Consider the following 23,025-nt stretch of genomic DNA (forward strand, 5'->3'; position numbering starts at 1 on the left):
TACATGTTTCATCTTAACATGTGTACAGAAAATACCATGGGTATAAGTGATATAAGCCGGTGGTTTCTGCACAATTGCATTTTCATCCCGTTGTATCTGGGATGGTAAAACGTGCGCGATCTTGTTTAATGAGTATCCAGTTTTATCACCAAAATAAGCAAGGGAGATAATGGGGGATTTGTCTTTTTATGCGGCCCTAGCGTTAATTGTGAAAGCAACTACATGGATTCAAAGTATGATGGGAACGCATCAACAGTAACTGAAGGTTTTTTGCATAATGACAGTTGTTATGTGCCAGTCATCGCACCTTATTAATATTATTTAATATAAAAATAATCCCCTTTTTCTTTATAAATGGTATTGGCATCCAGATTGTTCATGTTATCAGTATGGCCTTTTTTGACTATTCTGAAGTCCCATTTGTCTAAATCATCACCTTTAACTGGTTGATTAAACATATAATCATTATTTTTTCCATAAAATAAAAAACCTCTAAGATTTCTTCCGTACCCTATGTTTATAGTTTCTCCCTTTTTTATATCGAATGTTTTTTTAGTGTCATTATTTATGAATCGAGCAGTTAGCAATCTACAGTCAATAGGATTTTCACAGTGGCTAAGAATGTAGACTGTGTATTTTTCTCCTATATAGGAAAAGTTACTATTATTTTTATTTGGAATTTCTGCATTAGCATTTAAACTGAACAATGTGGATAATAATATTATCAATTTCATGTTCATTTAATATTTCCCATTAAAAAATCAACGCGAGACCTTCTTCTTTCATCATCTGGTGTTTTTTGTAGTAATGAAATTACTTTTTTACTGTCATTTTCGCTAAAAACATAAACCATCTTTTGCGTTAAAATACCTTGGTATTTCATATCAATAAAAACTTCCTTTAGTGCTGGATGCAACTTATCCCAATTGACAGAATTCGATTTTTTATATTTATTGTAGAAACGTACGGCATCACTAGCATAGCTTGGGTAGATTGTATTAAATAATTGCAACTGTTGAGACTCAGTGATTTCGCCTATCTCATTTTTATTTCTTATAACAAAATTATTAGCTTGGCAATGTGTTAGACCTGCGCCATTGGCTATTTTCTTAGCTTGTTCTTTGGGAATGCCAGCCATGCTTAATGCTTGTAAAGTTTCATCTTTCGAGCGATTGCCCAAATCGAAGCCTCTCCCAATCGTAACGCCTGAACTGTTTGATGAACAACCCGGTATGTTTCCTGGCCAGTGAATTTTACGAGAATAATATAGACTATTTGAAATGTCATTTCCTTCTGACCTAAATGTCAGAAGACCTTCCCTTGGCTCAAGCATAACTATGCTCCTTATCCTTGTTATATTCAGTCAACCATTGACAGAAAAATATCACAACTAAAAATATTACACGTGCAAACAGGGTGGTTTTAAAGTGTGGATTGTCCCATTATGCTTACATAACGGCAAGGTAAAATAGTGCAAAGGTGTCTGAGGAAATAAGGAAAATATAAGCCTCTGTGCAACAGAGGCTTATGGTTATATTAAAGATAAAGATATTATTTTGCAGTCAGCTTACTGAAACTGGTCATCAAGTTACGATAATCAGGGATGTGATTTGAGAATAATGCTCCCAGCCCTTCAATATCATTACGCCAATCACGGTGTAATTCACAAGCGGCACCAAACCACGTCATTAATTGCACACCGGCTTGCGACATACGATTCAGCGCAGAGTCGCGGGTCAATTCGTTGAATGTGCCTGAAGCATCAGTAATTACAAATACTTCAAACCCTTCTTCTATCGCTGATAGAGCAGGGAAGGCAACACAGACCTCGGTAACCACACCCGCGATGATCAGCTGTTTTTTACCCGTTGCTTTGACTGCTTTTACAAAATCTTCATTATCCCAGGCATTGATATTACCCGGGCGAGCAATATAAGGCGCATCCGGGAACTGCTCTTTCAATTCTGGAACTAGCGGACCATTAGGACCGTCTTCAAAGCTGGTGGTCAAAATGGTTGGCAACTTAAAATATTGCGCCATATCGGCAAGCGCGAGTACGTTGTTCTTAAATTTATCTGGATCGATATCACGCACCAGGGAAAGCAGTCCAGTCTGATGGTCTACGAGTAAAACGGCAGCGTTGTCTTTATCCAGTCTGATGTACGGTTTAGTCATTTTATGCTCCTTAACTTCAACGGCTGATGTGGTGCAGGGCACCGGTGTTAAGTCTCCCGGGATGGAGACATGAATTTTCAACTCTGTGAGCGAGTAAATTTGCCACTTTTGAAATCACTAAATGCCTGGCTAATCTCTTGGGTGCTATTCATGACAAAAGGTCCATGACCGACAACAGGTTCATTAATTGGCTCGCCACTAAGCAACAAAACAACGGATTCTTGCGTTGCTTTAATGGAAACATCCGAGCCTTCTCTGTCCAAAAGCGCCATCTGGGCTTCACCAACAATATTTTGGCCGTTTATCTCAATCTCACCTCTGAGAACAACTAATGCCGCTGTCCATCCATCCGGCAACGCAACATTGCAGAGGCCATCCTCATTAAGATGGAAATCCCATACATTTAATGGAGAAAAGGTACTCGCCGGGCCTTTGATAGATGCAAATTCCCCGGCAATCACCCGTAGTTCACCTGAGTGATTTGACAGTGTGACCGAGGGGATCTCAGCTGAAGTAATAGCCTGATATCCTGGCTGGGTCATTTTGTCCTTCGCAGGAAGATTGACCCACAGTTGCACCATCTCGAGTTCACCACCCGTTTGGGCAAATGAGTGCGAGTGAAACTCTTCATGCAAAATGCCAGAACCGGCGGTCATCCACTGCACATCACCGGGGCCAATTACGCCACCTTGTCCCGTCGAATCGTGGTGTTCAACCTCACCTTTATAAACGATAGTGACCGTTTCAAATCCTCTATGCGGGTGTATGCCAACGCCGCGACGCGTATCGGTCGGGGTGAAATTAGCCGGACCGGCATAATCAAGTAGCAAAAACGGACTCAGCGCCTCCGCTGAACGGTCGTATGAAAAAAGAGATCTGACGGGAAAACCATCGCCAACCCAGTGACCTCTTGGGGCATGATAAATTTCGAGAACTTTTTTCATCACATATACCTATAGATGAGTATTAAAAATATTGCATAAGGTTATATTAAGAACGATATTGACTGTAGTCGGCTAAAATGAATCATATGGTTCTAAATTAAGAACAATGGGAGGAGTGAAAGTGCAGGATTTAAACGATCTCTTTTACTTCGTGCATGTGGTGGAATGCGGCGGTTTTACCGCTGCGGGCCGCCATCTTGGGATGCCAAAATCCAAACTCAGCCGTCGTATTGCAGGGCTTGAGGAGCGCTTGGGCGTGCGCCTTATTCAAAGAACGTCCAGAAACTTTGTGGTTTCAGAAGTTGGCAAAAAATATTACTTACATTGCAAAGCTATGCTGGTTGAAGCTGAATCAGCGCAAGAGTCTATTGATGAACTCCACACCGAACCCAGAGGCTTAATTCGCTTATCTTGTCCTACAGGTTTATTAAGTTCACATGTTGGTTCTATGTTGTCCGATTTTATGGTCTTGCATCCCCGGGTGACGATTTCTCTCGAGGCTACAAATCGCCGGGTCGATGTCGTCGGGGAAGGAATGGATATTGCAATACGTGTTCGCCCGCCGCCGCTGGAGGACAGCACGCTGGTGATGCGTGTGCTTGCTGAAAGAGGACAATGTTTGGTTGCCAGTCCTGATTTGATCAAACAACAGGGCAACCCAGTTTCACCTGCTGAATTGGCGCAATTCCCAAGCCTTGTTATTGGCCAGTCGGTTCAAACTTATGCGTGGACGTTATTTGGCCCCGATAACGAGCACGTGGTTATTAATCACACGCCAAGGTTAATGACCACAGATATGATGGCCCTAAGAAAGGCCGCTATCGCTGGCGTTGGAATAGTGCAGCTGCCATTACTGATGGTACAAAAACAACTCTCAGAGGGAAGTTTGCTAAGAGTGTTACCCGAGTGGCAGCCAAGACGAGAGATCATTCACGCTGTATTCCCAACTCGTAGAGGCTTGCTGCCTTCTATACGTACTCTTATCGACTATCTGGCTCAACGATTCGATAGTATTCAAAATGAACAATAGGAAATTCAGTTAGCAAAATACTGATTAAGGTAATTACCATATTTTTGTTTGTTTTATAGGCGGCTGACCGTTAGTGTTTATTGGCTTGATTTATTATCCATATGGAAGGGGTTCTTATGTATCAGATTGATTATAATAGCTATCGTTCAGTCAAAGGATTCAATCGTCGCGTGCGTTTTCTGGTCATGCATTATACGGCGGTAAATTTTGCTCAATCGACCACTCTGTTGGCTGGTGATGGTGGTGCCAGTGCACATTATCTGGTTCCAGATCCCACTGAGCAGAGTTATCTTGAGGCTGGCTTTAAAGAATTACGTCTCTTTAATTTAGTTGATGAAAATGACAGAGCCTGGCATGCGGGAGTCAGTTCATGGGACGGGCGAACCAATTTAAACGATTCGTCGCTCGGCATAGAAATTGTTAATCTTGCCAGCGAAGATAATGGGGTATTTACTTTCCCGCCTTATCATCACGAGCAAATTGCTGCAATTAAACAGCTCGCGCTCAATATTATTCAGCGCTACCCAGATCTTTCTCCGACCAATGTTGTCGCGCACAGCGATATTTCCCCCTATCGCAAAAGCGATCCTGGCCCAGCGTTCCCATGGAAAGAGTTGTACGAGGCGGGAATTGGTGCTTGGTACGATAATGCCACTAAGGATAAATACGCGGAAAAATTCCTTAGCGCATTGCCGGCAAAGAAAGACATTATCAGCAATCTGCAAAAATACGGATACGATGTCTCCGCAGCAACAACAGACACTGGCTACAAGCAACTGATTCGCGCTTTTCAACTGCATTATCGCCAGTGTGACTATAGCGGGGTTATTGATGTTGAGACCGCAGCGATTCTCTATGCATTAGTTGAGAAGTATAAGTCTTAAGCTACGGTCAATCTTGCTGGTATAGGCTCAGTACTTAATCGATAAATCCTTGATAAAGCCATGTGATCGCAGGCGGCTTATCGGCTAGACTGTCTGTCTTCAACGAGTTACTGAGCCTTTAGGTGGTCGTGCTGTGCGTCTGGATAAGAAAATTTCATCGCTGGACACTCTGATCTACAAAAATTACCGCATTGCGCACGGGTTGCGGATTGCCTTAGCCTTCATACTAACGTTCTTGATTGTGCATTGGATTCATCTTCCCGAGGCGACGTGGCCGCTTATCACGCTGGTGGTGGTGATGGGGCCAATCTCGTTTTGGGGCAATGTGGTTGAACGGGTAATGGAGCGTATTCTTGGCACCATCGGTGGCTCGATTTCCGGGCTGATAGCTCTGTGGATAGAGATTTATTCGGTACCACTGATGTTGGCCTGGTGCGGTGTGGTAGTTTTTGCCAGTGGTTATCTTACGTTGGGTAAACGCCCTTATGCGGCATTATTGCTCGGCGTAACGCTGGCGGTGGTATTAGGCGCGGGAGCAGGGCACTTTGACGTCGCGATGTGGCGAACGGCCGATGTGATTATCGGTTCACTGCTCTCACTGCTGTTTGCCAGCATTTACCCACAGCGCGCCTATATTCACTGGCGCATGCAGATGGCAGCCTATCTCAAATCACTCAATAAACTTTACAGCGCTTGGTTATCCCCCAATATGATTGAGCGGCCGCGGCTGCATCTCAAGCTCAAGCAGGCAATGTCGCAAATGATCAAAATGCGTGCCTTACATGCTGCTGCCAGTAAAGAATCTCACGTTTCTCGCGAGGTGTTTGATGCGATTCAAACCCTGAGCCGTAATCTAATTTGTACCCTTGAATTACTTGCTGATGCGTATTGGAGCTCGCGAGAAAGCCACTTTATTATGCTAAACGCACCTGCACTGCGTCATACACAACTGCTGATCCTCAACGCTATGGAAGAGCTCAGCGAGGTGTTACTTAATGGTTCTCAAGGCAATGAGATGCGTATCAGCGAGCAGCTTAATGAATTGGCTTTGGAGCTAAAAGCACTGATGACTACCATGCAGCAAGAGAGTCAAAATCTCGAAGCGCCGATTTATGGCTATGTATGGTTAAGCATGCAAGTCGCTGACCAGCTTAAGTCGATAGGGGATCTTATCAAGGCAACCCTGCATAAATAACCTATTGGCGATAAGTCAGAGAATAATCCGTAAATCACGAAGGCATTTTTGTCTGTGGCCGAAAACGGGTAAGATAGGCGCAAAGTGCGCTAAGATGACCAAATGAATAGCTTAACCAACGGGGGAAACTGCTAGATTGTAGCGAGCACCACCCGTGGCGAACCAAAGAATCTGTGTAACTTAATCGAAGGTGTAAAAATGGAACAACCAATTAAGCCGAGTTTCCACGATGTACTGGAGTTTGTGCGCATTTTTCGTCGCAAAAACAAACTGCAACGTGAAATCGTTGATAACGAGAAGAAAATTCGTGACAACCAGAAGCGCGTGCTTTTGCTCGATAACCTGAGCGATTATATCAAAGCAGATATGAGTATTGATGATGTTCAGGCCATTATCGCTAACATGCGTAGCGACTATGAAGATCGCGTTGATGACTACATCATCAAAAACGCTGACCTGTCAAAAGAACGTCGTGAAATGTCTAAGAAACTGAAATCTCTGGGCGAAATTAAAGCACCAGAAAAGAAATAATTGCAATTTCGATCGGATAAATTGCAACACATCTGATAACCGGGCAACTGCCCGGTTTTTTTACGCTGCGATATAGCCAATGCGCTTGTCTATGACAATTGACGCACCGGTTTGCCTGCCAGCCACGCCAGAATATCTTCTACTGCCTCAGTAAAATAAACCTGATAATTGCCATCGGTGACATAACCGAGATGCGGTGTCGCTAACAGCGTTGGTAGCGTCCGTAACAGGCTATCCGCGGGGAGTGGCTCGATATCAAACACATCGACGCCTGCGCCAGCGATCTGCTGTTGCTGCAAAGCATTAATCATTGCAGCTTGATCCACCAGCCCGGCGCGAGAGGTGTTAATCAACAAGGCAGTAGATTTCATATGGGTAAAATCATCAGCAGTTATCGTATTGCGCGAACGATCGCTTAATACCAAATGCAGGGAGACGATATCGCTGCTGGCCAGCAGGGATTCTTTAGATTCTGCCAGTGTGACACCGACGTCTGCTGCCCGCTGTGCCGTCAAATTTTGGCTCCAGGCTACCACTTTCATGCCGAAAGCCTGTGCTATTTTCGCGACTTTCTCGCCCGTTTTTCCTAGCCCGATGACGCCTAACTGCTTACCTTGTAGTTCAAATCCGAGCGTACTTTGCCAAGGGCCGTTTTGTCTCAGGGCGGCATTCTCTGGCACCAGATGACGGGCCAACCCCAAAATCAGTGCCCAGGTTAACTCAACAGGTGCACTCGAACCGCTGGCAGTGCCACACACGACAATACCTTGTGCCTGCGCCGCTTTGATATCGATTGAAGCGTTGCGCATGCCGGAGGTAATCAGCAGCTTCAGTTTTGGCAACTGCGCCAGCAACGACGCAGGGAACGGCGTGCGTTCGCGCATTATCACGATAATATCAAAATCCTTGAGCGAATCGGCAACCGCTTGTTCATCACCCAGCGGTCGGCTAAAGGTGGTGATATCTATCTGGGTCGCCAGCGGTGTCCAGTCAGCTTGCGATAAAGCAACATGTTGATAATCATCAAGGATGGCACAGCGTAAGGGCATAATAAGCTCCGAAGCGAGGAAACGTGTGGGCAGATATCTACCCGCCGCTAAAAAGAATGATGCAACGGCTGATAAAGCCAATTATTAGTGAGAGTACGCCATCGGGGGCGTCGTGGGCTTGCGCGCCGCAACGCCCCCTAGCGTACCGTGTCCGTCTATTTCAATATTAAAGACGGCTTTGTCAGTAAACTCAATTAGGATTCAGTTTTTAACGGTCGAGGATATTTCCACAGCCAGCGGCCACTGACCATACGCCAGTAAAAACAACTGCCGCGAATAATCCAGTCAATAAACATCCCGATCCAGATCCCCGCCACGCCTAATCCCAAGACGATCCCCAGCAGATAACCGATAACGATACGACCGCCCCACATGCTGAGTAACGATACCCACATGGTGAATCGGGCGTCGCGGGCCCCTTTTAATGAGGAAGGGAGTACCCAAGAGGCAGCCCAGAACGGGGTAAAGGCGGCATTTAGCCAGATCAGCACTTTGACCACGTGGATCACATCATCTTCTTTGGTATACAGCGAGGCCAGCATACCGGCGAAAGGTACCGATAAAAACGCCAGGAAAGACAGCCCAATGGTGGCCAGCCAAAACGTATAACGGATCTGCCGTTCAGACTGGCCGATTTGGCCTTTACCTAACCGTTTACCGATAATAATTGTAGAAGTAGAAGCCAGTGCATTGCCCGGCAAGTTAATCAGCGTGGCGATAGAGAAAGCGATAAAGTTCCCGGCAATTACATTAGTGCCCATCCCGGCGACGAAAATCTGCGTCAGCAACTTACCGCCGTTAAATAATACCGATTCAATACTAGCCGGTACGCCGATACCCAATACCTCCATTAAAATGCTGGTATTGAGCTTTGAGAAATAGCTTTTTAGGGAGATTTTTAAAATCGGGTGGAAGCCGCTCATCAGTACGAACAACACCACCGCCGCCCCGATATAGCGTGAGATGGTTAATCCTAGCCCCGCACCGGCAAATCCCAAACCATGCCAAGAGAAACAGCCATAAATTAATAATGAGCTGATAATAATATTGAGAATATTCATCCCGCCATTAACGATCATCGGAATTTTGGTATTCCCGGCACCGCGCAGGGCGCCACAGCCGATCAGCGCAATAGCCGCAGCCGGATAGCTCCATGCGGTGGTCTTGAGATAGCTGAGAGCCAGGGCTTTCACCTCTGGCGCGGCGTTACCGGCGATACCGTTAATGATCAGATGGCCGGCAAACTCAATACCTATCGCTAATAACACGGCAAACACCGTGAGCATCACGATCGATTGCCGCGCAGCGGCGCGGGCGCGTTCGTGATTGAGCTTACCTAAGCTGAAGGCAACCACTACGGTGGTCCCCAGATCGATAGCCGCGAAAAACGAGACGACGACAATATTAAAACTATCCGCCAAACCGACGCCGGCCATCGCCTCTTTTCCTAGCCAACTGACCAGAAAAGTACTGAGGACGCCCATCAACATGACGCATAGATTTTCAAAGAATATCGGAATGGCTAGGGGAGTGATTTCACGCCAAAACAGCACTCGATAAGAGTGGCGCTTCGAATACCAAGGCATACGCTCGACGGCGTGGCGTAGGCCGTTCACTAAATTACGCAAGGGAGTACCAGCTAATGGAAAATGGACAGAGGCGTTATTGATGATGGGAGAGAATCGTTATTTTGAAAAGCGTTTTTTAGCCTCGTTATCTTGTTAATGTGATGTTGTGATACTTTTGGTTTAAGAAACAGAACGCCGATTAAGAAACAACAGCTTCCCGCGTATAGCGCATTTTTTTCGGCAAATGCTTGCTCATCCCCTCTGCGAAATGTCTGTTTCATTAATTGCTATATTGCCTCGCCAAGCTGAGGGTTTATTTCATCTTCTCCTCCCCGACAAAGACGATTTGTGACTTTTATTACAAATTTCAAGCAAAAGCAGCGCATAAATGTTAACTGGTGCGCAGAAATTAAAATTCCAATAAGAAATAAAATAAAATAAATGTTCTATTTAATCTGTCGTTGCTATTCCCATTTTGATAAGTACTTTTATCGCCATCACGCGGAGATTAACATGAATATAATTAGCAAATTCAATGTCATGACAGTCCTTATCACATTGGGACTGGCAGGAGGCGCTCAGGCGGCCAATGAACAAATCGCCTTCAGCACGCCAAATTTAGCGATGCCGTTTGAAGTTCATATGCAACGTACGGCGGTAAAAGCGGCTAAAGATCTTGGTATCAATTTGCAGGTCTTAGATGGACAGGGCAGCTCCCCTAAACAGGTCGCTGATCTTGAGAATGCCATCACGCGAGGGGCGCAAGGTTTCGTTGTTTCGCCTAATGATGTTAATGCGGTATCAGAGGCTGTGGTCGAGATTCAGGATGCTAACTTACCGGTCGTCACGCTCGACCGCTCAGTCAATACGCAAAAGAAAGTCCCGCATTTTGGTGCCAATAACTATAAAGGCGGACAGGCGATTGCCGATCTGGTGAAAAGCCATTTCCCCGATGGTGCGGATATCATGCTGCTGACCGGACAGCCAGGTTCGTCTTCCAATATTGAACGTACGCGCGGCATCCGCGACAGCTTGAAAGCGGGGGGCGCTAAATATCGCATTGTGACCGACCAAACCGGTAACTGGATGCGTTCTGAAGGGATGCGCATCGTAGAAAGTGTATTGCCATCTTTGCCTAAACCTCCTCAGGTCATTATCTCAGCCAATGATGATATGGCGCTTGGCGCTGTAGAAGCCTTAAAGGAACAAGGCATGAAACCTGGGCAGATTATGGTTACCGGTTTTGACGCGGTACCCGAAGCCTTACTGCGAGTGCGTGAAGGTTGGATAACCGCCACCGCTGACCAGCGTCCCGGTTTTGCGGTCACTACCGCCTTGACCCAATTAGTACAAAACATCCGCCAGAAAAGCGCGATTACCGGTGCCGATTATCCGCCTATTTTGATCACCAAAGATAATCTGAAAGATGCTGAGCGCATTGATGAAGTTGGCAAATAATCCTGACCCAGCAATCAAATGAAAGGGGTGCAATTGATGAGCGAACCTTTATTAAACATCACTGATTTAGCCAAAAACTTCTCAGGCGTTTGGGCATTACGCCAGGCGCAGTTACAAGTCCAAAAGGGTGAAATTCACGCCTTGCTGGGGGAAAACGGTGCCGGAAAATCTACTCTGCTTAAAGCCTTGGCCGGTGCGCAACCACAAACCAGCGGCGAAATTTGGTTTTCCGGGCAGGTGTTGCCGCTCGAAGACTCTCCGGTAGAACGCCAAAATAAAGGCATCATCACCATTTATCAGGAGTTCAATTTACTGCCCAATATGACGGTGGCAGAGAACATGTTTTTAGGGCGAGAACTGCGTCGCCGTGGTGTTTTTGTCGACCGACAGGCGGTGAATAAAGAGGCAAAAGCGATTCTGGACTATCTGCATTTGCCTATCTCGCCAACGACCGAAGTTGCACGCTTAAGTGTGGCCCAGCAGCAAATGGTCGAGATAGCTCGCGCTTTAACTCTCAACGCCCGACTGATCGTGATGGATGAGCCATCAGCCGCGCTTAGCGATAGCGAAGTCGAAAGCTTGCACCGGGTGGTGCGCGAACTGAAACATCGTGGCGTCAGCGTGATTTATGTCACCCACCGTTTGCATGAAGTGTTTCAGCTTTGCGATCGTTTTACTGTTTTCCAGGATGGGCGTTATACCGGTTCGGGCAATGTTGCCGACACTCACGTGGCTGAAATTATCCGCATGATGGTCGGGCGCGACGTGGTATTCAATCGTCGCCCGGCCAGCGAAACCCATCATCAGAGTCAGCCGGTACGCTTGTCGGTTAAAGGTCTTAGCCGCGACAAAAGGCCGCTGGATCCACAGGCTATTGCGCTGCAAGACATCAGCTTTAATGTGCATCGTGGCGAAGTATTGGGCATTGCCGGTTTGGTCGGTGCCGGGCGCACTGAAGTCGCGCGCTGCCTGTTTGGTGCCGACAATTTCACCCGCGGTGAATTTACCCTTGATGGAGAACCCTATCTTCCAAGCACGCCGCTGCATGCGCTAGAAAAAGGCATTGCTCTGGTGCCAGAAGACCGCAAAAAAGAGGGCGCGGTGTTAGGGCTGTCTATTCGCGACAACATCTCTCTTTCCAGTTTGTCCTCGCTATTGCATTGGCGTTGGTTTGTGGATAGCCGCAAAGAAGATGCGTTGATCGACAGCTATCGGCAGGCGCTGCATATCAAAATGGCCAGCGACCAGCAGGAGGTAAGAAAGCTCTCTGGTGGCAATCAGCAAAAGGTGATCCTGGCACGCTGCATGGCGCTGAATCCGAAGGTGTTAATTGTTGATGAACCTACTCGCGGTATTGATGTTGGCACCAAATCTGAGGTGCATCAGGTGTTGTTCGATATGGCGAAGCGTGGCGTGGCCGTTATCGTGATTTCCTCTGACCTGCCGGAAATCATGGCGATAGCCGATCGTATTATCACGCTGCGAGAAGGGCGAATGACCGGTGAAATACACGGCGACGATGCGACAGAAGAAACGCTGATGACCATGATGGCAATCGGCCATGAACAGATCCTGGAGGCAACTCATGAACAAACCCCTTGCTAAGACGCTCAAACCACAACCTATGCCGACATCCATCACTAAGGCCGATGGACGTTTTGACCCGATTGCTTTTTTTGAGCGTTGGGGAGTGTTGTTTTTCATGATTCTGCTGCTGATATTCTTCCAGAGCCAAAACGGTAACTTCCTGTCTGAACGCAATATCTTCAATATCCTGACTGAAGTCTCCATCTACGGGATTATGGCCGTAGGGATGACCTTCGTTATCTTAACGGCGGGCATCGACCTCTCCGTCGGCTCCATTCTGGCGGTCTGTTCGATGGCGGCGGCTTATATTATCAAAGGTGATAACTTCACCTCGGTTGATCCTAACGCTTGGGGCGGAATGAGCTGGTTGATTGGCTTAGCTATCTGCCTGGCAATGGGTACCTTCATCGGCTTTTTACACGGCCTTGGCGTGACGCGGCTACGACTGCCGCCGTTTATTGTCACCTTGGGCGGCATGACCATTTGGCGTGGGCTGACGCTGGTGATTAATGACGGTGCGCCGATTGCTGGTTTTGATGCGGGCTATCGCTGGTGGGGACGCGGTGAACTACTGGGGATTTCTATTCCCATCTGGATCTTTGCGCTGGTCGCGGTTGTCGGCTATATCGCTTTGCACAAAACCCGTTGGGGGCGCTTTGTATTCGCCATCGGCGGCAACCCGGAAGCCGCACGTTTGGCTGGGGTTGATGTGCGGCGGGTGTTGGTGAGCGTGTATGTCGTGATTGGCTGTCTGGCTGGACTGGCCGGGTTTATCCTCAGTGCAAGACTGGGCAGTGCCGAAGCGGTAGCCGGACTGTCGTTTGAGCTGCGGGTGATTGCCTCGGTGGTCATCGGCGGAACCTCATTGATGGGCGGATATGGGCGCATTACTGGCACCGTGATTGGCTCGGTCATTATGGGGGTGTTAATCAATGGTCTGGTGCTGATGAATATCTCAGCCTATTACCAGCAGATTATTACCGGCCTGATTATTGTGCTGGCCGTTGCCTTTGATACCTATGCTAAAAATCGTCGCGGTGCCTTGTAGCTGCTGAATAGTTAAAGGAGAAGAACAGTTATGGTTAATCATCAGGCAAACAATCAGCAGGTACGCATCGGTTTAATTGGCAGTGGCTATATCGGCAAGGCGCACGCTATTGCCTATGCGCAGGCACCGGCGGTATTCCCGCTACAAGGACAGTTGGTAAAGATGATGCTGGCCGATGTCTCCGCGCCTTTGGCGGCAGAACGGGCGCAGGCGCTGGGCTTTCTCCACTCAACTGGTGACTGGCGCGAGCTGGTCAGCCACCCGGAGATTGATGTCGTCGATATTTGCTCGCCGAACTTTTTGCATAAAGAGATGGCGTTGGAGGCGATCCGTCATGGCAAACATATCTACGCTGAAAAACCCTTAGCACTTAACGCCCACGATGCCCGTGAAATGTACGAGGCAGCCCGTCGCGCCGGGGTTAAAACGCTGGTAGGGTTTAACTACATCAAAAATCCCACTACGCAGCTGGCAAAAGAGATCATCGCCAACGGGGAAATTGGTGAAGTCACGCATTTCTACGGCACACATAACGAAGATTATATGGCGGACCCGCAATCACCCATTCACTGGCATTGCTTCAAAGCCACGGCGGGCTTAGGCGCGCTGGGGGATTTGGCTGCGCATATTGTCAATATGGCGCACTATTTGGTTGGCGATATCGCAAGTGTGTGTGGTGATTTACAAACCGTGGTGGCCCAGCGTCCGGAAAAAGCCGGTTCACCGCATCTGGTGGCGGTAGAAAACGAAGATCAGGCGCATGCGATGCTGCGTTTCTCGCAAGGGGCGCGTGGCGTCATTGAAACTTCACGCGTTGCCTGTGGGCGCAAAATGGGGCTGAGCTATGTCGTTACCGGCACGAAAGGCGCACTGAGCTTTACCCAAGAACGCATGGCAGAACTTAAACTTTATCGTCAGGATGATCCGGCCAACCGCCAGGGATTTCGCACCTTATTAACGGGACCATTGCACCCTGATTACGCCGCGTTTTGCAACGGTGCCGGTCACGGCATCGGTTTCAACGATATGAAAACGGTTGAAGTGCGCGATTTGGTCAATGGCGTTGCTGCCAACGCGCCAATGTGGCCCGATTTTGAAGAGGGCTGGCGCGTCTCGAGAGTGCTGGATGCCATCGCACTATCACACGATATGGCGCGTTGGGTGGCGGTGGAAGAGATTATCTAATTAGCTTTGCATGACCCCGTCAGCGATCGGCGGGGTCAATGGATGGAAAATACCTTAGCCAGACTTACAATTGCACCGCGTATTTTTCTACCGGGGTGATTTTTTTAATCAGCTTATTATCAAACAAGAATTGCTCATAAGCCTGATAACGTTTGCTGTCGAGCTTGGCTGGATCGCTGGCAAACAGAGGGATAGATTTCATCCACGCCTGTTTATTCAGCTCGGTGTTCAGCTCAGGATGTGTGCTGGCGAAGGCCTGCCAGGTTTCTTGTGGGTGAGCACGCAGGTAATCCGTACCTTTTTGCAATGCGACGAGGAATTTCTTGATCTTCGGTGCCGCGACTTCATCACGGTTAGCAACGATAATCAGCTCGTCGTAAGCCGGAACGCCATAATCCTCCACGTTAAAGACTTGCGGATCTTTGCCAGCTAGTTTTAACTCCAAGGCTTCGATATTGCGATAACCACCGATGATGGCATCAACTTGACCGGCCATCAGCGCGCTGGTTAGCTGGAAATTGACGTTAATCAGTTTCACGTCACTCAGGCTGGCTCCATCGTGTTGCAGCATGGTGCCGAGCGTGGCTTCCTCAACGCCACCGACCGACGAACCGATTTTTTTACCTTTCAGTTTGCCCGGCGATGTAATGCTTTTATCCAGCGTGATAATGGTATCCAGCGGCGTATTGACCAATGTCCCAACCCGAACTAACGGCAAACCCTGATCGGCAAAGAAATGCAGCTGCGGCTGATAGGTAATCGCCAGATCTGCCTGTTTAGCGGCCACCATACGCGGCGGCAGCGACGGGTCAGAAGGTGGCACAATTTTGACATCCAGCCCTTCGGCTTTGAACGCGCCGATTTGCTCAGCGACGATAATCGGCGCGTGATCGGGATTCAGATACCAATCGAGCATTAGCGTCAGTTTTTCTGCGGCATTGGCTTGTGTGGCTACTGCAATGCCGAGAATCAGTCCGTAGAGCGTTTTTTTAATCATTTTTATACCCTTGCTATTAATAGATTTCATTTTATTGATCCGTTATGCATGACTTTCTGGTGCCCAACTAATCAGGCGTAGCAGCAGCGCATCTACCGCCAGCCATAGCAACACGGTCATCAGTACCAAAATAAATAGCGCGGCAAAGCAGACATCGCTCTGCATCCGGGCGTTGGCGTTGATCATCACATAACCTAATCCTGCTGCCGACCCGACCCATTCTCCGATGATGGCCCCAATGGGCGCGACGGCAGCGGCCATGCGCAGTCCTGAACCAAAAGCCGGTAACGCGGCCATGAGACGCACGTGCCGCAGTTGTGCCCAGGGGGAGGCACGCATGGTGCGGGCTAAATCGAGGTAATCGTTATTGACTCGGCGCAGCCCATCAAAGAATGCAGAGGCGACCGGGAAGAAGATCACCAGTACCGCCATCGCCACTTTGGCGCTCATCCCAAACCCGAACCACAGCACCAGCAGCGGTGCCATGGCAAACACCGGTATTGCCTGACTGGTGAGGACCAGCGGCATTAGCCAGCGTTGAATGCGCGGAGAGAAGATCATGCACAATGCCAGTACCACGCCAAGTAGCACGCCAATCACCAATCCACTGGCGATTTCCGAGGCGGTGATCAGCGTGTTATAAGCCAGATAGTCCCGGTTATCCCACAGCGCTTGTGCCACTGCGGCAGGTGAGGGCATCAGGAATGCGGGAATATTGCTTAAAGAGAGCAATCCCCATAACACAATCAGCCCGATAAATACCGTTAACCCCCGACGCGCGCGTGATGCTCGTCCTTCTGCTTGCAAGCTCTTTGTTTGCCATGTCATTGTGCGGCCCTCACTAACTGTTGCAGCAACGCCGCCTGACTTTTTAGCAACTCGGGAGAGTCCGCTGCGCGCGGGGGCTGACCAACTAGCTGATGCGAATCATCAATCCCGGCAGGATAGGGTGACAACACCAGCAGACGGTGGCCCAGCCGACAGGCTTCCATAGGGTCGTGGGTGATCAGCAACACCGTATGCTGTGCCAGTAGCTCGCAGGCCAGCGTTTGGATCATGGCGCGAGTAATGGCGTCCAGCGCTGAGAAAGGCTCATCCATCAGCACAATTGGTTGGCGCTCATACAAGGTACGAGCGATGGCGGCGCGCTGACGCATACCGCCAGAAAGCGCGGCGGGCAAGGTATTGCCATAACCGCTCAGCCCGACGCGTTCCAGCAGATGCTCGGCCCATTGTTGGTCAGCCTTTTCGCCACGTAACCGCGCGCCGAGAGTAATATTCTCGCTGACGGTCAGCCACGGGTAGAGCAAGTCTTTTTGCCCCATATAGGCGATGCGTTGGCTAATCGGCTGGCCATCGCTACCGATGACACTGCCTGAGGTCGGCTGGACTAATCCGGCAATAATCTTCAGCAGACTGGTTTTCCCCGCGCCGCTGGCACCGAGCAGCGCGACAAAATGGCCGCTCTCGATATCAAAATTTAACCGCTCGAAAATCACTTTCTGACCAAAGCGCAGCGTTAAATCCCTGACCTTAATGCCGGGCGGTACTGTGCCGCTATTTACGTGATAAGTACTCATTACGCAGGCAGCACCGCGGCGCTATCGATGGCATTGAGTCCCATTTGCCAGAAGGCTGATTCCAGGCGGGTGGCGGTGGTGAAAATCTCGGACAACTCGGCCATACGCTTTTCGGCACCGCGTTGATTGCCAATGTGCTCCAACAGATCGATAGAAGCTTGTACCCCGGCAAAATACCCCTCATCGGCATAATTGCGGATCCAGGATGCATACGGATTGCCTTCCATCACCGTTAATGGCGAGTTCAGTAAGTTCAGGCCGATTTCGGCATAACCCGCCACGCAAGGCATCAGCGCAACCAGCAAATCCAGCGCATCGCCAGAGTGACCGATATCGAGCACATAGCGGGTGTAGTTCATGGTTTCTGCGGCTTCGGGCTGTAGGGCGATTTCCGGCTCGGTGATGCCCCAACTGGCGCAATAGGCTACGTGCAAAGGCAATTCGGATACGATGGCGTTGAGCGAAGCGCTGGCAGCACGCATTTCAGGCAGGGTACGTAACTTGCTGGCTAACAGCGCGTAAGCACGAGCAAAATGCACCAAGAACAGATAGTCCTGCGTCAGATAACGGCGAAACGCCGCTTGCGGCAGCGTACCTGCACCGAGCTGTTGCACAAAAGAGTGCTCAACATAGTCCAGCCAATCGCTGCCAGCCTGTTGGCGCAATTGACCATAAAGACCGGTATCGAACATTTTTTTAGAAATAGGCGATGTAAACATGGGACCTCCAAAAGTAAGTGGAGATCCGGGCGTGCAGAGGCAGAGGTAGAACAAACCATAGCCGAAAAGCTGTGGCTGACCCGTCCCTTCGCTGGCATGACCCAGATCAGGTTCAAAGGGTTCGGCTACACAACACCATCTCAGCCCGTCACAGGACACCCCTCGGAGGAGCTTGTTATACGGTATTTATTTTTTGATTACAACGCTCAAGTCGTGCAAAGAACATGAAGAAGACGGTAGCTTTGCGACAAAATTTTCTGAGCCGTGCTGTCTTTTACGATTTTTGTGGAACAGGCGGGGGCTTTTTTGTCAATGTAGACCGATTAATACAAATTTAAGGTTACCCCTATGAAAAAGATCGGCTTTCTCTCTTTTGGCCACTGGACCCCTTCGATGCAATCGCAAACGCGTTCAGCCTCTGATGTCCTGCTGCAATCTATCGACCTGGCCGTGGCGGCCGAAGAGTTAGGTGCCGATGGTGCTTACTTCCGTGTCCATCACTTTGCGCGTCAGCTCGGCTCACCTTTCCCGCTGTTGTCAGCTATCGGCGCGAAAACTAAACGTATCGAGATAGGGACCGGCGTCATCGATATGCGCTATGAGAACCCGATGTACATGGCCGAAGATGCCGGTGCTGCTGATTTGATTTCTGGCGGACGTTTGCAGTTGGGTATCAGCCGTGGTTCTCCTGAGCAGGTAATCGATGGCTGGAAATACTTCGGTTATCAGCCAAAAGACGGTGAGACGGAATCTGATATGGGCCGCCGTCACGCGGTAGAGTTTCTTGACGTGCTGCGCGGTGAAGGATTTGCCGAACCAAACCCAGAGCCGATGTTCGCTAACCCACCGGGCTTGTTGCGTATCGAACCACATTCCGCAGGCCTGCGCGATCGCATCTGGTGGGGAGCCGGTTCAACCGCCACCTCCGTTTGGGCGGCTAAGCTGGGTATGCATTTGCAAAGCTCAACCTTAAAACGCGACGAAACCGGCGAGCCTTTCCATGTTCAACAAGCGCAGCAGATCCGCGCTTACCGTGCCGCCTGGAAAGCGGCTGGCCATGCGCACGAACCGCGCGTATCGGTTAGCCGCAGTATCTTTGCGCTGATGAACCAGCAAGATCGCGCCTACTTTGGCGGCAGCGGTAATCAGGGTGACCAAATTGGCTATCTCGATCAGGGCCGCGCTATCTTCGGTCGCAGCTACGCCGCCGAACCAGATGTGTTGATCAAACAGCTGGCACAAGACGAAGCCATCGCCGAAGCCGACACGTTGCTATTAACCGTCCCTAACCAATTGGGCGTGGATTACAACGCCCATGTGATTGAGTCTATTCTCAAGCATGTCGCGCCGGGATTGGGGTGGAGATAAGCAGCGTTGCTGTGGTGTATAGAATATACATATCAGTTCGGCCGTTTATTAAGAAGATGTAATATACCAGCGTAACTGAACGTACCCGGCAAGTGGTTTAAGGCGAACCCCTTGTCCGGCTCATCCTGAATCGGCCGAATATGGCCGATTTCTCTTGCCCGCTAATATGCGCTATTGAAGGTCAAAAGCGTGAACAGATTGCGCCAGGGTAAATATAAATAGACTGAAAAAATTCACTTCATTCTTTATAATAATGTTCTTATTTGATTTTTATAAAATTATTATCTTTGTTTTTCAGATGTAAAATATCTTCCATGTAAAGCCCACTAATGCTAACTCCCTGCTTCTTGATTAATTTTATTTTATAAATTCATAATTAATGAATGGCATGTTGGCACATTCTCAATTTTCAACTACTTTTATTTATTGTTTCGTCGAGTGCGAAACAGCAGGGGGGATTGATAGTAAAACTGCAGTCAGCAGGAATGGTACGCAGATTATCATTGGATTAATAGATAAGAGTTGAATATTATGAATAACTTAAAAAAATATTGTCTTGCTTTTGTTGTTGGTGGTTTGTGTGTTTTAAATACGGCTTGCGACGATAAAAAAGTAAGCAATAACAAGGTCGTGCAGCAGGATGATCCAGAGCAGCAGGAGATTATCAAGTACAATAAATATGTTAATGCCTCTAATTCGTACACTATAAATGTGGCGGATGAACTGGATAAGTATATTGATAATATACAAACTTATAAAAAAGATGGGGATTTCCAATATTATAGTTCTATCAGCGGTTCGTCATTGAAATCTTTAGCAGAGCGGTTAGATAAAGCTTATTCCTTGCCACCTAAAATGGATGATTTAGACACTCCGGCTAAAAAACTTTCTAATGCTATAAATGCTGCTCTGCCTCTGTTAACAGAATTGAATGATTATCAGACAGCTAAAACGGCATTAGTGGATAAGGGGAAAAAAGTACGTGATACTGAGAAAGAATACGTATCTTTGATGAAGAATGTTGCTGAATCTCAAGAGCAATTCAGTGATGCAATGGAAAAACAAGATGAAGCCAATATGCGTAGTCTGTTTGATAAAGCGCCAAAAAACTCGCCCGAATATTATCGTGGAGGGATAGCGCTTTATGCAAAACAAGCTATCCGTGAAGCTAACACCGTTTTTGATTTATACCGTGAAGGAAAACCATCAAAAGAGATAAACAATAATTTTACGCAGTCGCTGAATAAACTGGCTGAAATGGCCACTGGATGTCAGCCGTCGAAAGACACAGTGAATAATTTTGTTGGTTCAGGAAGAGGTTTATTGAACAAGGCCGAAAATGGTTATTTATCTCCCAACTCCGTCTCTGGGAGTAGCCCTCTAATGGCCCAGAATCTAAGAAACTCGGTAAATAATGATTACATGCAGGTTATTAATCGTATCAATATGTATGGTTGTACCTTCAAGTAATTTTGACATGATGTCTATGCCTTTAATTAAATCTCTGACGTGACGGCCTACTTTGCCAGAAAAGAGGGGGAAGGCGACCTGAGCCTCGAGTACTGGCGTAAAGAACATCAAGCCTTTTTTACCCGTGAAGGCACATTTTCTGAGGATATGGAGTTGGTCGCCGAGGAATTCCAACTGATAGATATTGTTTGACCTGTGCGGGCTGTTTAACTAATGCAGCCACAGCAATATTAAGAAAGCGCCCGCATTGCGGGCGTTAACAGATTAATGGCTGAATGCCCCCGCCAGCGAGCGTATATCATTGCCGGTCGGCGTCTGGTGGATACGTAATCCGAACTCATCGACCACGGCAAAGATATGGTCGAAGATATCGGCCTGGATACTTTCGTACTCCAACCAAACAACCGTATTGGTAAAGGCATAAATCTCAATCGGCAGCCCTTCGTTTTCTGGTGCCAGCTGGCGAACCATCAGCGTCATATCTTTGCGGATACGCGGATGATTGCTCAGGTACTCATTCATGTAGGCGCGAAACGTCCCGATATTGGTCATTTTGCGCTGGTTAAGCACCGAATCATCGGCGTGCTGCTGGTTATAGCTGGCAATCTCTTTACTGCGCTCGGCCATATAGGGTTGCAGCAGCTTCGCCTTCAGCAGCTTGTCCTGCTCCTCCTGCGAGAGAAAACGAATGCTGGTGGTATCGATATTGATACTGCGCTTAATCCTGCGTCCGCCAGAGGCAGACATGCCGCTCCAGTTCTTAAACGCGTCGGAAACCAGCGCATAAGTTGGAATAGTGGTGATGGTGTTATCCCAGTTGCGCACTTTTACGGTGGTCAGACCGATATCGATGACCGCGCCGTCGGCAGCGTATTTCGGCATTTCTAGCCAATCGCCCAGCTTGAGCATGCTGTTAGCGGAAAGCTGAATACCGGCTACCAGGCCGAGAATCGGGTCTTTAAACACCAGCATCAGCACCGCGGCCATCGCACCCAGCCCGCTGATGAGGATCGCCGGTGATTTGCCGATGAGCAGCGACACCATCAGAATGCCGACAATGATCGCGCCGATCAGTTTGATGCCCTGAAAAATCCCTTTCAGCGGGAGCTGAGAAGCGAAAGAGAATTTGCCGGACAGCCCAAAAATCACATCAAGCAGCGAGAAGAAGGACATCAGCGCGTAAAGCATGACCCACAGCTGCGCGCAGGTGGTGAGGATCGTCGCCGCATCGCTGCCTTTTTCTAGCCATAGCACCGCCTGAATATTGACGATGATGCCTTGCAACATAAACGCCAACCGCTGGAACAATTTATTCTGGGTAATGATTTGCAGCACCAATCGAGAACTGGCCTGCGCACGTTTCTCAAAGGCACGAAGCACAATTCGGTGCAGGATAAAGTGGATCACGAGTGCGGTGAGAAGGATGATGCCGAAAATGACGATCAGTGACGTCGTGTGGTTGGGCTGAATACCATATTGCTGTAGTGTGGAAATCAATTCCTGCATAGTGCCTCCTTAAAAATAAGGGGGCATCATGCCTTGCGAGGGAGGGCGCTGCAACCTTGAGGTTGTTTAGAATTGCCTACAATAATTTAGAAAAACGAAGACAACGCGATATTTTGGTTATACTGTTGCGATGTATTTTCTCCTGATTGTAGTTACGTTATCCAGTTTGGATGATGAGTATTCACCTAGCGTTATTGAGAAATAATATGTTTAACTTTATTAATACTTTTAAAAGATTGATAGGTGCTCAGCAACCTGATTCCTCACAAAATGAAGATTCCAAAGAGCAATTAATTGGGTGGGCCACAGGATGTATGTTAGAGGGACTGCCAGAGGAGTTTTATAAGGCTAGGCTATTATGCATCAGATACCCAAATCCTGAAAAACCCGATGGACATATTGTAAGTGTCAATCACGATGTGATGCTTACTCCAGATTCTGAGTATCAGCGATTTCAACCAGCCGATGACCTCTATCCGGTACAATGCGTTGAAGCAATCCTCAAAAATGAAAAATGGGATACCGCTATCATTATATTTGATAAGGACACTGCATCACTGGAATACAGTTGAACATTATCGTTCAATTTTAACCAATCTGCTAAAAATAGTACGGTTATACGATTTTTATATTTCTAGTTTTGAATGACTAATTTTAGTTTATTCATAACAATGGCTAATGCGGCATTTACATTATCATTTGTTGAGGGGTACCCTTACAAAGTGAAGTCA

22 protein-coding genes, 1 pseudogene and 1 riboswitch are annotated in these 23,025 nt (G+C 48.1%); of the genes and pseudogenes, 12 read left to right on the forward strand and 11 right to left on the reverse strand.

What is annotated here, in order from left to right; genetic code table 11:
* Positions 1 to 317: 317 nt before the first annotated feature.
* The 4 genes from ACL9RG_RS00795 to ACL9RG_RS00810 form a co-directional block, all read right to left on the reverse strand.
* On the reverse strand, positions 318 to 740 hold the full coding sequence (locus ACL9RG_RS00795) for a hypothetical protein (protein ID WP_422790667.1): 423 nt from the start codon (positions 738 to 740) through the stop codon (positions 318 to 320).
* Positions 737 to 1,333: a pesticin C-terminus-like muramidase gene (locus ACL9RG_RS00800; protein ID WP_422790668.1), complete on the reverse strand. Its 597-nt coding sequence runs from the start codon at positions 1,331 to 1,333 to the stop codon at positions 737 to 739. The genes ACL9RG_RS00795 and ACL9RG_RS00800 overlap by 4 nt, the downstream gene beginning before the upstream one ends.
* A 218-nt stretch (positions 1,334 to 1,551) precedes the next feature.
* Entirely contained in the window at positions 1,552 to 2,175 is a 624-nt protein-coding gene (gene ycaC, locus ACL9RG_RS00805; RefSeq protein WP_422790669.1) for an isochorismate family cysteine hydrolase YcaC, read from the reverse strand.
* 77 nt (positions 2,176 to 2,252) lie between these two features.
* A complete protein-coding gene (locus tag ACL9RG_RS00810; RefSeq protein WP_422790670.1) occupies positions 2,253 to 3,119 on the reverse strand; it encodes a pirin family protein in 867 nt (288 codons plus the stop codon).
* 121 nt (positions 3,120 to 3,240) lie between these two features.
* Between ACL9RG_RS00810 and ACL9RG_RS00815 the strand changes: the two genes are divergently transcribed.
* From ACL9RG_RS00815 to tmaR, 4 genes are all read left to right on the forward strand, one after another.
* Positions 3,241 to 4,149: a LysR family transcriptional regulator gene (locus ACL9RG_RS00815; protein ID WP_422790672.1), complete on the forward strand. Its 909-nt coding sequence runs from the start codon at positions 3,241 to 3,243 to the stop codon at positions 4,147 to 4,149.
* 116 nt (positions 4,150 to 4,265) lie between these two features.
* Positions 4,266 to 5,033, forward strand: coding sequence for an N-acetylmuramoyl-L-alanine amidase (locus ACL9RG_RS00820; RefSeq protein WP_422790673.1), 768 nt, complete (start codon positions 4,266 to 4,268; stop codon positions 5,031 to 5,033).
* 133 nt (positions 5,034 to 5,166) lie between these two features.
* Entirely contained in the window at positions 5,167 to 6,228 is a 1,062-nt protein-coding gene (locus tag ACL9RG_RS00825) for an FUSC family protein (protein ID WP_422790674.1), read from the forward strand.
* Positions 6,229 to 6,426: 198 nt separating this feature from the next.
* On the forward strand, positions 6,427 to 6,759 hold the full coding sequence (gene tmaR, locus ACL9RG_RS00830) for a PTS system regulator TmaR (protein WP_422790675.1): 333 nt from the start codon (positions 6,427 to 6,429) through the stop codon (positions 6,757 to 6,759).
* 89 nt (positions 6,760 to 6,848) lie between these two features.
* On the opposite strand, the gene ACL9RG_RS00835 is transcribed toward tmaR, so the two are convergent.
* Positions 6,849 to 7,808: a D-2-hydroxyacid dehydrogenase family protein gene (locus ACL9RG_RS00835; protein WP_422790676.1), complete on the reverse strand. Its 960-nt coding sequence runs from the start codon at positions 7,806 to 7,808 to the stop codon at positions 6,849 to 6,851.
* A gap of 194 nt (positions 7,809 to 8,002) precedes the next feature.
* Positions 8,003 to 9,436 carry an EmmdR/YeeO family multidrug/toxin efflux MATE transporter gene (locus tag ACL9RG_RS00840; RefSeq protein WP_422790677.1) on the reverse strand — a complete coding sequence of 478 codons (1,434 nt, stop codon included), beginning with the start codon at positions 9,434 to 9,436 and terminating at the stop codon, positions 8,003 to 8,005.
* 453 nt (positions 9,437 to 9,889) lie between these two features.
* Between ACL9RG_RS00840 and ACL9RG_RS00845 the strand changes: the two genes are divergently transcribed.
* The 4 genes from ACL9RG_RS00845 to ACL9RG_RS00860 are packed head-to-tail and all read left to right on the forward strand — an operon-like array spanning position 9,890 to position 14,654.
* Positions 9,890 to 10,834, forward strand: a complete 945-nt coding sequence (locus tag ACL9RG_RS00845) for a substrate-binding domain-containing protein (protein WP_422790678.1) — start codon at positions 9,890 to 9,892, stop codon at positions 10,832 to 10,834.
* Between the two features lie 36 nt (positions 10,835 to 10,870).
* Positions 10,871 to 12,439: a sugar ABC transporter ATP-binding protein gene (locus ACL9RG_RS00850; protein WP_422790679.1), complete on the forward strand. Its 1,569-nt coding sequence runs from the start codon at positions 10,871 to 10,873 to the stop codon at positions 12,437 to 12,439.
* A 19-nt stretch (positions 12,440 to 12,458) separates the two neighbouring features.
* A complete protein-coding gene (locus ACL9RG_RS00855) occupies positions 12,459 to 13,469 on the forward strand; it encodes an ABC transporter permease (protein WP_422791155.1) in 1,011 nt (336 codons plus the stop codon).
* A gap of 30 nt (positions 13,470 to 13,499) precedes the next feature.
* Positions 13,500 to 14,654, forward strand: coding sequence for a Gfo/Idh/MocA family protein (locus ACL9RG_RS00860; RefSeq protein WP_422790680.1), 1,155 nt, complete (start codon positions 13,500 to 13,502; stop codon positions 14,652 to 14,654).
* Between the two features lie 64 nt (positions 14,655 to 14,718).
* On the opposite strand, the gene ACL9RG_RS00865 is transcribed toward ACL9RG_RS00860, so the two are convergent.
* The 4 genes from ACL9RG_RS00865 to tenA are packed head-to-tail and all read right to left on the reverse strand — an operon-like array spanning position 14,719 to position 17,923.
* Positions 14,719 to 15,651, reverse strand: coding sequence for an ABC transporter substrate-binding protein (locus tag ACL9RG_RS00865; protein ID WP_422790681.1), 933 nt, complete (start codon positions 15,649 to 15,651; stop codon positions 14,719 to 14,721).
* Between the two features lie 42 nt (positions 15,652 to 15,693).
* On the reverse strand, positions 15,694 to 16,479 hold the full coding sequence (locus tag ACL9RG_RS00870) for an ABC transporter permease (RefSeq protein WP_422790682.1): 786 nt from the start codon (positions 16,477 to 16,479) through the stop codon (positions 15,694 to 15,696).
* On the reverse strand, positions 16,476 to 17,231 hold the full coding sequence (locus tag ACL9RG_RS00875; RefSeq protein WP_422790683.1) for an ABC transporter ATP-binding protein: 756 nt from the start codon (positions 17,229 to 17,231) through the stop codon (positions 16,476 to 16,478). The genes ACL9RG_RS00870 and ACL9RG_RS00875 overlap by 4 nt, the downstream gene beginning before the upstream one ends.
* Positions 17,231 to 17,923: a thiaminase II gene (gene tenA, locus ACL9RG_RS00880; protein ID WP_422791156.1), complete on the reverse strand. Its 693-nt coding sequence runs from the start codon at positions 17,921 to 17,923 to the stop codon at positions 17,231 to 17,233. Before tenA ends, ACL9RG_RS00875 begins: the two co-directional genes overlap by 1 nt.
* Positions 17,924 to 18,016: 93 nt before the next feature.
* Positions 18,017 to 18,123: riboswitch (TPP riboswitch) on the reverse strand.
* Positions 18,124 to 18,298: 175 nt separating this feature from the next.
* Here tenA and ACL9RG_RS00885 point away from each other — a divergent pair.
* The 3 genes and pseudogenes from ACL9RG_RS00885 to ACL9RG_RS00895 all read left to right on the forward strand — a co-directional run.
* Positions 18,299 to 19,318, forward strand: a complete 1,020-nt coding sequence (locus ACL9RG_RS00885) for an LLM class flavin-dependent oxidoreductase (protein ID WP_422790684.1) — start codon at positions 18,299 to 18,301, stop codon at positions 19,316 to 19,318.
* A gap of 531 nt (positions 19,319 to 19,849) precedes the next feature.
* The gene (locus tag ACL9RG_RS00890) at positions 19,850 to 20,788 is read left to right on the forward strand and encodes a DUF3829 domain-containing protein (RefSeq protein WP_422790685.1); all 939 of its coding nucleotides are present in this window, start codon (positions 19,850 to 19,852) and stop codon (positions 20,786 to 20,788) included.
* Between the two features lie 36 nt (positions 20,789 to 20,824).
* A pseudogene (locus ACL9RG_RS00895) lies at positions 20,825 to 20,980 on the forward strand (ASCH domain-containing protein); the annotation flags it as partial.
* Positions 20,981 to 21,052: 72 nt separating this feature from the next.
* Here ACL9RG_RS00895 and ACL9RG_RS00900 read toward each other — a convergent pair.
* Positions 21,053 to 22,294: a mechanosensitive ion channel family protein gene (locus ACL9RG_RS00900; protein WP_422790686.1), complete on the reverse strand. Its 1,242-nt coding sequence runs from the start codon at positions 22,292 to 22,294 to the stop codon at positions 21,053 to 21,055.
* A 206-nt stretch (positions 22,295 to 22,500) separates the two neighbouring features.
* On the opposite strand from ACL9RG_RS00900, the gene ACL9RG_RS00905 reads away from it, so the two are divergent.
* A complete protein-coding gene (locus ACL9RG_RS00905) occupies positions 22,501 to 22,866 on the forward strand; it encodes a hypothetical protein (RefSeq protein ID WP_422790687.1) in 366 nt (121 codons plus the stop codon).
* Positions 22,867 to 23,025: the final 159 nt, after the last annotated feature.

Source organism: Rouxiella sp. Mn2063 (assembly GCF_049319665.1).
GTDB lineage: Bacteria > Pseudomonadota > Gammaproteobacteria > Enterobacterales > Enterobacteriaceae > JBMOUD01.

Bases quoted from the DNA above. Each gene is read 5' to 3' on its own strand.
- ACL9RG_RS00795 (WP_422790667.1), bottom strand. From the start codon at position 740: ATGAACATGAAATTGATAATATTATTATCCACATTGTTCAGTTTAAAT.
- ACL9RG_RS00800 (WP_422790668.1), bottom strand. From the start codon at position 1,333: ATGCTTGAGCCAAGGGAAGGTCTTCTGACATTTAGGTCAGAAGGAAAT.
- ycaC (WP_422790669.1), bottom strand. From the start codon at position 2,175: ATGACTAAACCGTACATCAGACTGGATAAAGACAACGCTGCCGTTTTA.
- ACL9RG_RS00810 (WP_422790670.1), bottom strand. From the start codon at position 3,119: ATGAAAAAAGTTCTCGAAATTTATCATGCCCCAAGAGGTCACTGGGTT.
- ACL9RG_RS00820 (WP_422790673.1), top strand. From the start codon at position 4,266: ATGTATCAGATTGATTATAATAGCTATCGTTCAGTCAAAGGATTCAAT.
- tmaR (WP_422790675.1), top strand. From the start codon at position 6,427: ATGGAACAACCAATTAAGCCGAGTTTCCACGATGTACTGGAGTTTGTG.
- ACL9RG_RS00835 (WP_422790676.1), bottom strand. From the start codon at position 7,808: ATGCCCTTACGCTGTGCCATCCTTGATGATTATCAACATGTTGCTTTA.
- ACL9RG_RS00845 (WP_422790678.1), top strand. From the start codon at position 9,890: ATGAATATAATTAGCAAATTCAATGTCATGACAGTCCTTATCACATTG.
- ACL9RG_RS00850 (WP_422790679.1), top strand. From the start codon at position 10,871: ATGAGCGAACCTTTATTAAACATCACTGATTTAGCCAAAAACTTCTCA.
- ACL9RG_RS00855 (WP_422791155.1), top strand. From the start codon at position 12,459: ATGCCGACATCCATCACTAAGGCCGATGGACGTTTTGACCCGATTGCT.
- ACL9RG_RS00860 (WP_422790680.1), top strand. From the start codon at position 13,500: ATGGTTAATCATCAGGCAAACAATCAGCAGGTACGCATCGGTTTAATT.
- ACL9RG_RS00865 (WP_422790681.1), bottom strand. From the start codon at position 15,651: ATGATTAAAAAAACGCTCTACGGACTGATTCTCGGCATTGCAGTAGCC.
- ACL9RG_RS00870 (WP_422790682.1), bottom strand. From the start codon at position 16,479: ATGACATGGCAAACAAAGAGCTTGCAAGCAGAAGGACGAGCATCACGC.
- ACL9RG_RS00875 (WP_422790683.1), bottom strand. From the start codon at position 17,231: ATGAGTACTTATCACGTAAATAGCGGCACAGTACCGCCCGGCATTAAG.
- tenA (WP_422791156.1), bottom strand. From the start codon at position 17,923: ATGTTCGATACCGGTCTTTATGGTCAATTGCGCCAACAGGCTGGCAGC.
- ACL9RG_RS00885 (WP_422790684.1), top strand. From the start codon at position 18,299: ATGAAAAAGATCGGCTTTCTCTCTTTTGGCCACTGGACCCCTTCGATG.
- ACL9RG_RS00890 (WP_422790685.1), top strand. From the start codon at position 19,850: ATGAATAACTTAAAAAAATATTGTCTTGCTTTTGTTGTTGGTGGTTTG.
- ACL9RG_RS00900 (WP_422790686.1), bottom strand. From the start codon at position 22,294: ATGCAGGAATTGATTTCCACACTACAGCAATATGGTATTCAGCCCAAC.
- ACL9RG_RS00905 (WP_422790687.1), top strand. From the start codon at position 22,501: ATGTTTAACTTTATTAATACTTTTAAAAGATTGATAGGTGCTCAGCAA.